This is a genomic window from Treponema socranskii subsp. socranskii VPI DR56BR1116 = ATCC 35536 (genome assembly GCF_000468115.1).
Taxonomy (GTDB): domain Bacteria; phylum Spirochaetota; class Spirochaetia; order Treponematales; family Treponemataceae; genus Treponema_D; species Treponema_D socranskii.
The window spans coordinates 19,751-33,739 of the sequence record NZ_AVQI01000060.1 but is presented as its reverse complement, the minus strand read 5'-3'; the positions used below and the strand labels follow the sequence as shown (position 1 = coordinate 33,739).

13 protein-coding genes are annotated in these 13,989 nt (G+C 51.0%); 12 read left to right on the top strand and 1 reads right to left on the bottom strand.

Going from position 1 to position 13,989, the window contains the following annotated elements:
• The first annotated feature begins 164 nt into the window (after window positions 1-164).
• From HMPREF0860_RS08235 to HMPREF0860_RS08195, 9 genes are all read left to right on the top strand, one after another.
• Window positions 165-1,088: a TIGR02757 family protein gene (locus tag HMPREF0860_RS08235; RefSeq protein ID WP_162147005.1), complete on the top strand. Its 924-nt coding sequence runs from the start codon at window positions 165-167 to the stop codon at window positions 1,086-1,088.
• A gap of 188 nt (window positions 1,089-1,276) precedes the next feature.
• Complete coding sequence (locus tag HMPREF0860_RS08230) at window positions 1,277-2,062, top strand: DeoR/GlpR family DNA-binding transcription regulator (protein WP_021331588.1); 786 nt, start codon at window positions 1,277-1,279, stop codon at window positions 2,060-2,062.
• On the top strand, window positions 2,055-3,065 hold the full coding sequence (locus tag HMPREF0860_RS14010) for a dihydroxyacetone kinase subunit DhaK (protein WP_021331534.1): 1,011 nt from the start codon (window positions 2,055-2,057) through the stop codon (window positions 3,063-3,065). Before HMPREF0860_RS08230 ends, HMPREF0860_RS14010 begins: the two co-directional genes overlap by 8 nt.
• Before the next feature lies 1 nt (window position 3,066).
• Window positions 3,067-3,714: a dihydroxyacetone kinase subunit DhaL gene (dhaL, locus tag HMPREF0860_RS14005; RefSeq protein WP_021495672.1), complete on the top strand. Its 648-nt coding sequence runs from the start codon at window positions 3,067-3,069 to the stop codon at window positions 3,712-3,714.
• The gene (gene pfkB / locus HMPREF0860_RS08215; RefSeq protein ID WP_021331564.1) at window positions 3,704-4,645 is read left to right on the top strand and encodes a 1-phosphofructokinase; all 942 of its coding nucleotides are present in this window, start codon (window positions 3,704-3,706) and stop codon (window positions 4,643-4,645) included. The genes dhaL and pfkB overlap by 11 nt, the downstream gene beginning before the upstream one ends.
• Window positions 4,646-4,729: 84 nt before the next feature.
• On the top strand, window positions 4,730-5,659 hold the full coding sequence (locus HMPREF0860_RS08210) for a substrate-binding domain-containing protein (protein WP_021331559.1): 930 nt from the start codon (window positions 4,730-4,732) through the stop codon (window positions 5,657-5,659).
• A 103-nt stretch (window positions 5,660-5,762) separates the two neighbouring features.
• Window positions 5,763-7,271: a sugar ABC transporter ATP-binding protein gene (locus HMPREF0860_RS08205; RefSeq protein WP_021331545.1), complete on the top strand. Its 1,509-nt coding sequence runs from the start codon at window positions 5,763-5,765 to the stop codon at window positions 7,269-7,271.
• A 68-nt stretch (window positions 7,272-7,339) separates the two neighbouring features.
• Window positions 7,340-8,326, top strand: a complete 987-nt coding sequence (locus HMPREF0860_RS08200; protein WP_038081902.1) for an ABC transporter permease — start codon at window positions 7,340-7,342, stop codon at window positions 8,324-8,326.
• A gap of 4 nt (window positions 8,327-8,330) precedes the next feature.
• Window positions 8,331-9,296, top strand: coding sequence for an ROK family protein (locus HMPREF0860_RS08195; protein WP_021331516.1), 966 nt, complete (start codon window positions 8,331-8,333; stop codon window positions 9,294-9,296).
• Window positions 9,297-9,458: 162 nt separating this feature from the next.
• Here the strand turns inward: HMPREF0860_RS08195 and HMPREF0860_RS08190 are convergent, their stop codons facing one another.
• Complete coding sequence (locus tag HMPREF0860_RS08190) at window positions 9,459-10,337, bottom strand: Rpn family recombination-promoting nuclease/putative transposase (protein ID WP_021331549.1); 879 nt, start codon at window positions 10,335-10,337, stop codon at window positions 9,459-9,461.
• 262 nt (window positions 10,338-10,599) lie between these two features.
• Here HMPREF0860_RS08190 and HMPREF0860_RS08185 point away from each other — a divergent pair, with 262 nt between their 5' ends.
• The 3 genes from HMPREF0860_RS08185 to argJ all read left to right on the top strand — a co-directional run bounded on the left by HMPREF0860_RS08185 (window position 10,600) and on the right by argJ (window position 13,939).
• Entirely contained in the window at window positions 10,600-11,247 is a 648-nt protein-coding gene (locus HMPREF0860_RS08185) for a peroxiredoxin (protein WP_021331552.1), read from the top strand.
• Between the two features lie 480 nt (window positions 11,248-11,727).
• Complete coding sequence (locus HMPREF0860_RS08175; RefSeq protein WP_021331656.1) at window positions 11,728-12,459, top strand: aspartate/glutamate racemase family protein; 732 nt, start codon at window positions 11,728-11,730, stop codon at window positions 12,457-12,459.
• Between the two features lie 175 nt (window positions 12,460-12,634).
• Window positions 12,635-13,939, top strand: a complete 1,305-nt coding sequence (gene argJ, locus HMPREF0860_RS08170; RefSeq protein WP_021331644.1) for a bifunctional glutamate N-acetyltransferase/amino-acid acetyltransferase ArgJ — start codon at window positions 12,635-12,637, stop codon at window positions 13,937-13,939.
• The last annotated feature ends 50 nt before the right edge of the window (window positions 13,940-13,989 follow it).

Sequence of the window (13,989 nt, the reverse complement as noted above, 5' to 3'; positions counted from 1 at the left end):
GATGTATGCGGCAGGGGCGGCTTTTTTCGATTGCATCGAAAAAACCGGGCTTTTCGGAGTTCCGCCTTTCGGCTCCATTCCTTCGGAACGGCTCCGCCGCTCCTTCAATCCCTGCCGCTTTTACCGGCTTTTGTAAAAGCGGAAAAAAAATTATAATCGCACCGATGGCAAATGTAAAAATCGCTTCCGAAATCAACAAGCTTGCCGCAGACTCGAAGCGAAGCTTCAAGCGGCAGCGAAGTATTGAAGTTTCCGCTCGAATAAAAAAACTTTTGCGCGAGCTTGCGGACACATACGAAACCCGCGAGTTTTCCGCAGGCGATCCGAGTCGCATAGTGCGGCAGTATCGTTCCGCGCGCGATATTGAAGTCGCCGCGTTTATCACGGCAATGCTGTCCTTCGGAAAGCGCGAACAGTTTTTGCAAAAAGTGCAGACGATTTTTGTGCTTGCCGGAAAGCATCCTGCGCAGTGGATACGAAGCGGCTCGTGGCAAAGCGATTTTCCGTGCGGTACTCGGAAATTTTATCGATTCTTTTCATACGACGATATGCACGATCTTTTCGCCGCGCTGCAAAACATATTGGAGGAGCACTCATCGTTCGGTGCTTATGTAAAAAAAGCGTACGAAGCGGAATGTGCCGTTCGGCGGGAAATCTTCCGAGTAAACGGTGCCGGCATAAAAGCCGCAAATCGCAAAACCCGTCAAGCCGAATCCGTTTCCGCTTCTTCCGCACTTTTACACGTTATCGCCGACGGGTTTCCGCAGTGCCGCGCCGTTCCGCAAAAAGGCGCTTCGGCGAACAAGCGTACGAATATGTTTTTGCGCTGGATGGTGCGCACGGGGTCTCCCGTCGATGCCGGACTGTGGACGTGGTTTTCGCCTGCGGATCTGCTCATACCGCTCGACACGCACGTGCTCCGCCAAGCGAAAAAGCTCGGTCTCATCTCCGAACGGAGCGCCGCAACGGAAAAGACTGCGCGCGAACTGACCCGCGCGCTGAAACGGATTTGGCCGGACGATCCCTGCCGCGGCGATTTTGCGCTGTTCGGACTCGGCGTATCGGGGAATAAGACGAATTTCGAATAAACGATATCGCTTCCGTTATCGTCCCGATACAATCGATATTCAGTCTAAATATAATTTTTTGTTATATTTGTGTAATTATTTATAATATAATGAATTGTATATTAAAAAATTTATTTGACAGATCGAAATTCTCGTGTTAGCATTCCATTAACGAAAGAAATCGAAAGCAATCGGAAAAAAATGAAACCATGCTGTACGAAGAAAGACTTACAAAGATTGTCGAGTTTGTAAACAAAAAGAAATCCGCATCCGTTTCCGAAATCAAAGATTTGGTACAGGTATCCGAAGTGACGGTGCGTAAAGAACTCGAAGCCCTCGACAAAAAAGGCGTGATCAGACGGACGCGCGGCGGCGCGGTGAGTCTTTCTTCGCTCGTTCTCGAGTATACGGAAATCGAAAAGGAGCAGCTCAACAGCGCGCAAAAACGCGCGATCGCGGAGCGCGCATACGAGATGATCCAGGATTCGCAGACGGTGTTTTTGGACGCGGGTTCTACGACGTTTGAACTTGCACGCTGCATTTGCCGGGGTACGAGGCGCGGCATCATCGTCGTGACGAATTCATTTAAAATTATCAACGAACTGCTGCGCCGTCCCGATATCGAACTCGTGTTCGCCGGCGGCTGCGTGCGCAACAAAATGATGTCGTGCGTCGGCTCCATTACGGAAGATATCATCACATCGCTGTGCTACGATATTTCGTTTATCGGAGCGAATGCGGTGAGCATCGAAGACGGAATTTCGACACCGAATTTATTCGAAGCGACGATTAAAAAAAAGATGGTCGATTCCGCCAAACGGGCCATTTTGCTGTGCGATTCGTCGAAATTCGATTCCACGTCGATGGCGAAAATTTGTCCGCTCGGCAGATTCGAATTGCTGATCACCGACGACGGAATTTCCTCATCGTTTGCAAAACGATGCAAAGCGATCGGTTTGGACGTCGTCGTTGTCGAAACGGGGAAACATGAATAAGCTTATCAATAAGCCGGAAGATATGATTTCGGAAATGCTCGACGGATATCTCGCCGTGTATCCGGGTTTGTACGAAAAGATACCCGACAATTCCGGCCGCTATTTGGGATTGACCGTAAAAGAACGCAAAGATAAAGTTTCCGTCGTCACGGGCGGCGGCAGCGGCAACGAACCGTGGATCATCGGCTACGTCGGACCGGGTCTTGCGGACGGTGCGGCGCTCGGTCAAGTGTATACGGCTCCTGCGGCAAATGCGGTTTTGGCGGTGTCGCGCTGCGTGCCGAATGCGAAAGGTATCGTGTACGTTGCGACGAATCACGCGGGCGACGTGCTCAATTTCGAACTCGTCCGCGAACTTGCCGGCATGGAGGGCATCGATGCGAAGTGCGTGTTTGTCTGCGACGATGTGACGACCGCGCCGAAAGAAAAGCGGGATGAAAGGCGCGGAGTTGCCGGAGTCGCGTTTGCGGTAAAGATCGCGGGTGCGGCTTCCGAAAGCGGCGCGCCGCTCGACGATGTGTACCGCATCACCGAAAAAGCGGTACGCAATCTGTCGACGTGCAGTTTAACGACGTCTCCGGGCTATATGCCTTCGACCGGCAAAGCGATGTGCGATTTGCCCGACGGAGAAGTCGCATACGGCATGGGATTCAACGGGGAATCTCCCGTGCTGCAGACGCCGCTTCCGACGGCCGACGAAGCCGCTCGTACACTGATGTCGTACCTTACGGGTGAAATCGAAGCAGGCGATGAAGTTGCGGTGATGGTCAACGGTTTCGGTTTTACGTCGCGCCTTGAATTGTGCATTGCGGGGCGGGCGATCAAGCGGCTTTTGGACGAGCACGGCGTGCGCATATACGATATGTTTATCGACGAATTGTTTTGCCCGCAGGGGACGGGCGGTTTTTCGGTGAGTATTTTAAAACTCGACGACGAGTTGAAAGCGCTGTATGCGATGCCTGCCTGTTCGCCGTTTTATAAAGCATTTGCACGGAGCCGGTAATATGAAAAACGATTTGAATGCGGCCGATCTCAAAAAGATGTTCCTCTTTACGGCGCAAAAGATCGTAGACAGCGAACCGTATTTGACGGAAATCGATTCGGTCATCGGCGACGGCGATCACGGCACGGGCATGGCGCTCGGTTTTTCATACGTCATCAAAGAGCTGCCTCAAAAAAAATGCGAGAGCGCGGAAGACGTCGTTTCCTCCGTAGGTTTGATTTTGATCGATACGATGGGCGGCGCGTCGGGCGTGTTGTTCGGCACGATGTTCATCAGCGGGATTGTCGATCGCGAAAAACACGAAACGCTCGATCTCTGCGGTTTTGCAGAAATTTTCAGAAAGTCGCTCGACGCGCTCAAAAAGCGAGGCAAAGCGAAGGTCGGCGACAAAACGATGATCGACGCGTTCGAACCCGCCGTCTGCGGATTGGAAGAAGCGGCGGCAAAACGGCGGAGCCTCGCCGACGGATTTGCGCTTGCGGCACAAAAAGCGGAAGCGGGTGCCGAATACACGAAAACCGTTCGAGCGAAATTCGGCCGCGCAAAATATTACGGCGACAAATCGATAGGCTTACAGGATCCGGGCGCCGTGTCCGTTCGGATAATTTTTCAAGCGATGAGCGAGTGGATACAAAACTATGCAGCGTAAACCGATTATCACAGTTACCTTAAATCCGTGCTACGACAGAACGGTAAACATCGCACGATTCGAATACGGCGGAACGAATGCGGTGCTGTCCGTTCAGCGGGATACGTCGGGCAAGGGGATCAACGTGAGTACCGTCTTAAATCACTTGGGCTACGACACTGTATGCATGGGACTCATGTATTCGAAAGGCAAAGAGGATTTTAATAAATTTTTTGCCGACGAAAAACTCCGAAGCGATTTTGTCGAAGTGCCGGGCAGCGTTCGGGAAAACATAAAGATATTCGACGAAAGCGCAAAAACGATGACCGAGTTCAACGAAAAAGGAAGCGTCGCCGCCGAAGAAACCGTGCGGGCGGTTATGAAAAAAATTGAAAGCGCCGTTGCGTCGTCATCCCTTGTCGTGCTCAGCGGCAGCGTTCCGCCGGGTTTTCCGAAAACGATATACGCGGAGCTTATACGAAAGTGCGGCGATGCGGGAGTGCGCGTTATCCTCGATGCGTCGAAAGAATTTTTGCTCGAAGGGATACGCGAAAAACCCTTTTTAATAAAACCGAATATCGACGAATTGCAGACTATCGCGGCAAAAAAAATCGAAAGCGAAAACGAGGTCATCGCCGAAGCGAAAAAGATAAGCGAAGCGGGGATAGCCTATGTGTGCGTTTCGCTCGGAAAAGAGGGCTGCATCCTCGTGAGCGGAAATCGCGCGTTTAAAGCTCCTGCGATGGATATCGAAGAAGCGGGAATCCAAGGCGCGGGCGACTCCCTTGTAGCGGGGCTGTGCGCGGCGATCACGGACGGAGCCGCCGAAGAGGACTATCTCCGTTACGCGACGGCAGCTGCGAGCGCTTCGATCATGCTGCCGGGTACGCAGTTGTGTTTGAAAAAAGATTTCGACGAGCTGTTTCCGCGTGCAGCCGTGCAGCGGCTTTGATAAACGGTGATAAATCGGCAGCGGTGCCGAATTTATAGGCGGATAACGTATGTTATCCCCAGATTATTTTCAGGAGGAAAGAATATGAAAAACGCAGTAAAAGTTTTTTTTGTTCTTTTAGGATTAACCCTTGCCTCTTCCTCTGTCTTTGCATCAGGCGGCAGCGATAAGCAAAAGGTAGGGTTTATCGTCGGTTCTCGCCAGCACGTTTTTTATACCCTGATCGAAAAAGGTATAAAAGCCGAAGCTCAGGCGCAGGGTATCAATGCGATCGTCCTCGACGGCGAATTGGACGGAAACGTTACGTCGGATCACATCAACAATCTCGTCGCCGAAGGCTGCAAAGCGATCGCGCTTTCGTGCAACGATCCGGGCGGAACGACGCCGGCGATGGAAGCGGCCGATAAAGACGGAGTGCCGGTATTTACGTTCGACTGCACAAGCCGGACGACGAAAGTCATCAAATGTTTTGTCGGTACCGACAACGTCGAAGGCGGACGGCTCGGCGGCAAAGAAACGGTGCGCCTTGCGAACAAGGGCGATAAAGTCGGCCTTATCAATTTCGACGAACCGCAGTCGTGCATCGATCGGCGAAAGGGCTGGGAAGAAATCGTCAAAGCTTCGGATAAAAAACTTAAAATCGTTGAAATCGGAAATTACGCCGGCGATGCGTCGAAAGCGGAACAGCTGATGACGGACGCTTTGACGGCGAATCCCGATTTGGCGGTCGTGTTCTGCGTCGGCGATCCTGCCGCTGCGGGTGCGCTTGCCGCAATCAAAGTCGCCGGTGCTTCGACGAAGATCATCGGATTCGACGGAAATCCCGAAGCGAAAGACGCGATCCGCGATGCGACCAACGGAAAATTCTGGGTGTCCGAAATTGCGCAAAATCCCGAAAAAATCGGTTCCGAAATAACGAAACAGATTACGAAGTATTTGACGACGGGCAAAGTCGATCAGCCGGTTATCATGATCGCTCCGTATATCATTACCAAAGAAAATGTCGGTAAATAAGGGAACGTGTGCGTTCTCGCATATCATAACCGTATAGCGGAATATTGATTTTTTTGCAAAGCCGGACGAATGCGATCCGTCCGGCTTGCAAGGGAGAAAATGTATGGCGCCTTTTTTACAGGTAAAAAACATTTCGAAAGAATTTGCCGGTGTTAAAGCCCTGACCGATATTTCGATCGATTTTAATAAAGGCGAAGTTCACGCGCTGCTCGGCGAAAACGGAGCGGGAAAATCGACACTGATAAAGATAATTTCCGGCGTATACGCGCCGACCTCCGGTTCCGTTTTGCTCGACGGCAAAGCGTGCCGCTTTCACAATCCGCGCCAAGCGCTCGATCGGGGCATCGTCGTCATACATCAGGAACTGAGCATCGCGAACGATTTAACCGTCGCCGAAAATATCTATCTCGGCTGCGAACCGCGGATACAAAACGGTTTTTTTCTCGACAGGAAAAAAATGGAAGCCGATGCGCAAGCCATCCTCGATTTTATGGAAGTCGATATCCGCTCGACGGCAGTCGCCCGGCATTTGACCGCTGCACAGCAGCAGATGGTCGAAATAGCAAAAGTCATTTCAAAAAATGCGCAAGTCGTCATCATGGATGAACCGACTTCATCGCTTTCCGAACACGAAATCAACGCGCTGTTTAAGCAGATACGGATTCTGCAAAAAAACAATATCGCGATCATATATATAACGCACCGGCTGAAAGAGCTGTTTGAAATCGCCGACCGCGTAACCGTCCTGCGCGACGGCTGCAAAGTCAACACGTTTTCGATGAAAGACGTCGATGAAAAAACGCTCGTGACGAGTATGGTCGGGCGCGAGATGAAAGATTACTACAACCGGCAAAAGCATACGCCGGGAAAAGAACTTTTGCGGATCGAACACTTGTCGCGCGACGGAGAGTTTTCCGATATTTCGTTTGCCGTGCACGCCGGAGAAATACTCGGCATTTCGGGGCTTATCGGCGCGGGGCGTACGGAAGTGATGGAAACGATTTTCGGCGCGCGAAAACCTACATCGGGGAAAATATTCGTCGAAGGAAAAGAGCGCGCGTTTACTTCGCCGAAACAGGCGATCGATGCGAAGATCGGCATGGTTACCGAAGACCGCCGCAGGACGGGTTTGATGCTCAACGCGATGATAAAGGACAACACGGTGCTGCCGAGTTTGCCCGCGCACCACAAAAAATTCGGCATCCTCGATTTAAAGTGGGAAACGGAATCGAGCAAAAAATACGTCGACAAACTTGCCGTCAAAACGCCCGGCATTCATACGGTCATATCGACGCTCTCCGGCGGCAATCAGCAAAAAGTCATTTTGGCAAAATGGCTGCTTGCCAATTCGAAAATTCTTATTCTTGACGAACCGACGCGCGGCATCGACGTAAACGCGAAGTCGGAATTCTACGGCTTGATGAACGAATTCGTTGCGCAGGGCGGCGCGATCATCATGGTTTCTTCAGAGCTGCCGGAGATCATCGGCATCAGCGACAGAATCTTGGTGATGTGCGAGGGGCATGTGAGCGGCGAACTCGATTATACGGAAGCGACGGAAGAAAAGATCATGGCTTTTGCGAGCGTAAAAGGCGGTATGCAAACCGCATAAAAAAATTGTGCGGCATGAAAAGTCGTACGGATCGGCTGCAATACAAAGTTTTTAATAAGGGGCAAAAGATGGATAAGGTCAAAGTGCAATCGTGGATAAAAAAGAATATCGTTTTTATATTTTTGATTTTTATGTGTACGGTGTTCGGTCTGTTGAATAAAACGTTTTTGACGTCGAAAAACATATTTAACTTAACGTCGCAGATGTCCATCAACGCGCTGCTTGCGACGGGTTTAACCTATGTCATCATCTTAGGCGGTATCGATATTTCCGTCGGTTCCGTCGCCGCTCTCGCCGGCGTATGCGCTGCGATGATAGGTCTGCGGATTCCGAATTTGAACACCGCTTCGGGCGTCATCGTTCTGCTCGGTTCGGCAATCGTTATCGGCGGTGTTTGCGGCACATTCAACGGCATCATGATAACGAGATTCAAAGTCGTGCCGATGATCGCAACCCTTGCGATGATGACGATTGCGCGCGGTATTACATACATCATCACCGGAGGAGTTGCGGTATTCGGTTTGCCAGCGTCTTTTTCGTGGCTCGGCGCGGGGCGGTTGTTTAAATCGGTCGGCAACCCGAACGGTATCATCCCTATCGTTTCGATTTTTACGATTGTCGTCGTCGTCATCTTTCACTTGCTGTTGTCGAAAACCGTTTTCGGCCGCCACGTCTATGCCGTCGGCTCGAACGTGAACGTCGCGCATTTGAGCGGCATCAATATCGCGCGGGTAACGCTGACAGGCTATATCCTGTGTTCCGTCACGGCGGCGCTCGGCGGTGTACTCGTCGCCTCCAAACTGCAAAACGGTCAGCCGGCCGCGTGCGAAGGCTACGAAATGTATGCGATCGCATCGACCGTGTTGGGCGGTACGAGTCTAACCGGAGGCAGCGGTTCCGTCGGACGCGCCATGTTCGGAGTTGCCATCATCGCCGTCATCAACAACGGCATGAACCTCTTGCACATTTCGTCGTATTGGCAAAAAGTCGTTATCGGCTCGATCATCCTGCTCGCCGTCATCCTCGATATGGCGCAGAAGAAAAAGAACGCGTAAGCTTATGAGCGCGTATTTTCTTGCACTCGATATCGGCGGTACGAAAACGTCGGGCGCACTGTTTACCGAAAACTGCGAACTCGTAGACGACTATGTATACACCGCGCCGTCCCAAACGTTTAAAGGCGAAGAAGCCGTCTATCAAAATACGAAAAACGTTTTGGAAACGGTGCTCGAATATTTTTCGCTGTCCGTAAACGACGTCCGCGGCATCGGCGTCGGAAGTCCCGGCCCGCTCGATTCGAAGCGCGGTATCATTATCCATGCGCCGCTGATGGGTTGGAAAAATTTTCCGATCGTCGCTCGATTAAAAAACGATTTTCATACGGATGTCCTGATCGATAACGACGGCAACTTGGGTGCATTCGCCGAACAGCGCTGCGGCGTCGCAAAGGGACTGCAAAACGTCGCCTATATGACCGTGAGCACCGGCTGCGGCGGCGGGCTTGTTATCGGAGGAAAAATCCATCACGGCAAACACGACGGCGCCGGAGAAGTGGGGCACGTTTCTATCGACAAGAACGGCCTGCCCTGTCCCTGCGGCAGCAGAGGATGCTTTGAACTGTATGCGTCGGGGAGCGCGATGAATCGGATCATGAGAGAAGATATGCGCAAGGGTATACGGAGCCGCGTTTTCGAATTTGCCGAATACGATGAAAATGCAGTCAACGGAAAAATCCTCGACCGGGCTGCAGCCGAAAACGACGAGTATGCGCTGTCACTGTTCGAAAAAGAAGGGGAACTGCTCGGCTTCGGCATCGCTCATATCTTCAACCTTTTCGATCCCGACGTTTTCGTTTTGGGCGGCGGCGTCACAAAATCAAAACGCTATTTTCACGAAGCTCTGATGCGGACTTTGCGCGCGTATTCCATCCAGCCGATAGACGACGAGTCGGTACGCTATTCGATTATGAACGACCGCGTCGTTTTGTTCGGCGCCTGTTATATGATACGGGAAGCGCTCGGTTGACGGCCGCCGGCCGCGGCTGCCGCGCGTATTTGAAAAACGCGCCGCCTTATTTAGAAACATGGATATCAATAATATTGCTTAATCAACAACCCCGACGCAAAGCATCGGGTACAGTGCTCAACATTTCGCACTGTATGTTCTCATAAAGTGGTTGCAGTCGGCTTATAGTTTTTCGACTTCTTCTTTTGAGAGACCGGTAGCTTCCGTGATAATACTTACGGAAACACCGAGCCGCTTGAAGTTCCGTGCATCTTCGAGCGCTTTTTGGTGTGAACCGGCGGAAAATCCTTGTGCTTCGCCTTCTTTCAATGCGATTTCCCGCTCTTCTTCCCGCTGTACGGCGATGTCCACGTCGTAATCGTATTCGGCAATTAACATATTCACCACCTCCCTGCTTTTTCTTTGCAAGTATTCCCGCAGGATGTCGTTTTGTATGCATTCTTTGATCGCGTTCTTAAAACCGTTTTCGCTGTCGAGCTTCGTATGTTTCCGCACGGTTTCTACGAACAGCGTGTACTCTTTCAGCGGTTTACAGGCACTCAGCAATTTACTGCTTTTATTATAATTGATATTTATCACGCTGACAACGAGTTCGAGGCTCGGTTTTGCAGGCTGTACGATAAAAGCATCTGACAGTTTTAATGTCACCCGTTCGGGATACTCTTCTTCGCCGTTGTAGAACACGTAAAACTCAGGTGTCGGAATCTTTTTCAGACGCCTCAGATAGCGGTCGCGCGGGTTTTGGATGCGCTCGTAGAGGCGTACAACGTACTGCAAAAATCTCAGCGGCATATTTGCGTTGATTGTAGACTGGTGCTCCGCAAGTATGATGATTTTACCGTCGACGAGGCAGGCGACATCGTTGCAAAATGCCATGTACATGACCTGTTCGAGGCGAAGCGGTTCGAGTTTTGTAGCCGCATCAAACGTTGTGCCGTGAAGCGCATTGTAGAGCGAAAGGAACTTTTCTTTCGCATTTTTGTCTTCTCCGAAGAGATCGACAAAGACCGAGTCTTTATACCGGCGATTGTGTTTTGGCATGAAATACCTCCGTATATATATCGCGAAAATGTTGCAATTTCGGAGTTTTTATTTTGTGCGGCCGGTACCGCCCTTAGTTATAATGCAATGATAATTATTTTTATGACAAAATCCGACACTGCGCCCATTCAGTGCTGTCGTATTCTCTTCCATTTTTTTTACTTTTCCCTCTTGACAAAGCTCAATTTATAGCCTATATTTCATTTATGTAATTATTACAATTATATAATTACTTTAATTTATCATAATTTTAGGAGATTTTATGGAACAAACGACAATGCACATGCCCCTCTTGGGCGATGATTTTCCCGAATTGAGCGTAACGACGACGCTGGGCAAAATGAATATTCCCGGCGATTTGAAAGGCAGCTGGTTTGTGCTGTTCAGCCACCCCGCCGATTTTACGCCGGTCTGCACGACCGAATTTGCCGCGTTTCAAAAGCTCGTTCCCGAGTTTGAAAAGCTCGGTGTCAAATTGATCGGCCTTTCAATCGATCAGCTGCAAAGCCATTTGAAGTGGATCGAATGGATCAAAGAAAAACTCGGAATCGAAATCACCTTCCCCGTCATCGCGGCGAACGATACGGTTGCGAATAAACTCGGACTTCTGCATCCCGGGAAAGGCACGAACACCGTGCGCGCGGTCTTTATCGGCGATCCCAACGGCAAAGTGCGCCTCGTCCTCTATTATCCGCAGGAAGTCGGCCGCAATATGAAAGAAGTTTTGCGCGCCGTCAAAGTGCTCCAGATTTCCGATGCGAACGGCGTCGCGATGCCCGCCGATTGGCCTGAAAACGGTTTGATCGGCGACAGCGTCATCATTCCGCCGCCGGGAAGCAAAGCCGAAGCCGACAAGCGCCTTTCCGAATACGACGGCTACGACTTTTGGTTTTGCCACAAAAAACTTTAATAAAAAATTGTATGTAAAGAACGCTATGTAAAAATTAAGGCGCCGCTTACCGAAAGGTGTGCCGGCGCTTTTTTTATTCGTGCGGAGGGTTATCTCACATGCCGCGTCGGGGTTGTTGATTATGATAAATACATTCTTTTTTCGGACGGCGCGTATCGGAAGAACCCGCCTTCCGCACTTCGGTAGCCCTCATCCGCGCGCGAGCGCGGACGCTTCGCGGTGCTCCACGCGGGCGTAGGCGGATCGCGTACAATAAACATATTTTTTAATAATTTTTCACAACGCATAATGTGTTTTCCCTTGCCCGCAAGTGCGCTTTCCGGCATTCTTCGCCGGTACTCGTTTTTACGTACTCTGTCGTAAAACTTGTCGATGGACACGTACTCGTTATCGTGATATTTTATTATGCGGTTTCCATAAGAGTGCCGCATTGTTTGGTCGGGCACACATTCTATTAATAAAATCGCTGCGGGAGATACAATGAAAACGATCGGATTATTGGGCGGAATGAGTTGGGAAAGTACGGTAACGTATTACCGCATAATCAACGAAACCGTCAAAGAAAAACTCGGAGGCTTCCATTCGGCAAAAATCGTCATGTATAGTGTCGATTTTGCGGAAATCGAAGCGTGTCAGGCGAACGGGGATTGGGAAAAAAGCGGTCGAATACTTTCCGACGCCGCCGCGGTGCTTGAAAAAGCGGGCGCGGATTTTATTGTCATCTGTACCAATACGATGCACAAAACGGTTCCCGCGATCCAAGCGCGTATTTCCGTTCCGATTTTGCATATCGCCGACGCGACGGCGGAAGAGCTGATTCGAAACGAAATAAAACGTGTCGGCCTTCTCGGCACGAAATACACCCTTACGCAGGATTTTTATAAAGACCGCATCGCTGAAAAAGGCTTGGACGTGCTTGTTCCCGAGCCGGCGCAAATCGAGCGGGTCAATGCGGTCATCTACGATGAACTGTGTCTCGGCATCGTTTCCGAAAAATCGAAAAAAGAGTATCTCCGTATCATAGCCGATTTGAAATCGCGCGGAGCCGAAGCCGTTATCCTCGGCTGCACCGAAATAGGCTTGCTTATTTCGCAGGAAGATTCGGATATTCCCGTTTTCGATACCGCGAAAATTCACGCGCAGCTTGCGGCACAAAAGGCCGTTGAATCAACATACCCCGACGCAGAGCATCGGGGTATGTTGTTCTCATAAGGTGGTTGCAGTCGGCTTTAATACCCTTTATTACGACACAAAGCGCCGGGGTATTAAAGCCTCCGCACGAATAAATTTCGCACATTCATCCAATAAAACGTATAAAAAAACGCTTGCTCTAATCGCTGCGCGGTGCTATACTGATTGTATATTTATGTACTAGGAGTGTATAAATATGCAATCAGACCAACCGAACGATATGCGTTTTGTCGACGGCGGAGTGACCGCTCCGCAGGGCTTTACGGCAAACGGCGTTTTGTGCGGCATAAAAGCGAGCCGCAAAACTCCCGATACGGCGCTTATCTTTTCCGAAACGCGCTGCACTGCCGCCGCCGTTTTTACGCAAAACCGCGTGCAGGCCGAATGTGTAAAATTAACAAAAGAACATATCGCTTCGGGATTTTCGCAGGCGGTGATCGCAAACAGCGGAAACGCGAATGCGTGCACGGGCGATCAGGGTGCGAAAGCCGCGCGGCGCATGGCTTCAGCCGCCGCAAATGCGCTCGGCATAGAGTCTCGCGACGTGATCGTGTGTTCGACCGGCGTTATCGGCAGGCAGCTTCCCGTCGAAAAAATCGAAGCGAAAATCGATGAGCTGAAAAACGGTCTTTCGAAAAAAAATCATGAAAAGGCGCGCGAAGCGATTATGACGACCGACACGCAGTATAAAGAATGCGCCGTACAATTTACGCTCGGCGGAAAAACGGTGACGATCGGCGCCATGTGTAAAGGCAGCGGCATGATTCACATCAATATGGGAACGATGCTCGGCTTTATCACGACCGACTGCGCCGTCTCTCAAGCGATGCTCCGTAAAGCGCTTTTCGAAAGCGCACGCGCGACGTATAATTGCGTGTCCGTCGACGGAGACACGAGTACGAACGACACGCTCGCGATTTTGGCAAACGGCATGGCGGGCAACGTTCCGATCGAGCGGGAGGGCGGCGATTACGATGTATTTTTTTCGGCGCTCACCGCACTGAACACGGTTATGGCAAAAAAGATTGCAGCCGACGGCGAAGGGGCGAGCCGGCTCATCGAATGCACGGTTACGGGCGCAAAAGATGTCGATACGGCGCGCACGCTCGCAAAGAGCGTGATTTCATCGAATCTCGTAAAAGCCGCGATGTTCGGCCGCGATGCGAATTGGGGGCGGGTTTTGTGCGCGCTCGGCTATTCGGGCGCGGAATTTACGGCGGAAAAAACGTCGGTATATTTTTCGAGTGCGCCCGGCGCAAAATCCTCGTCGGATCCGCGCGAATGTGATGCGGCGGGCAGCGAAGCGGGGGGCAGCCGAAAGATCGCCGTATTTGAAAACGGCGTTCCCTTAAACTTCGACGAAGCGCTCGCAAAAAAAATACTCGGCGAAAAAGAAGTCGAAATCCTCGTCAAACTGCAGGACGGAAAAGCCGAAGGCCGCGCGTGGGGATGCGACTTAACTTACGATTATGTTAAAATAAACGGCGATTATCGGACATGAGCGGTACAGTTCAAACGCCGCAAACGAAAGTGCGGTGCACCCGACGGTGC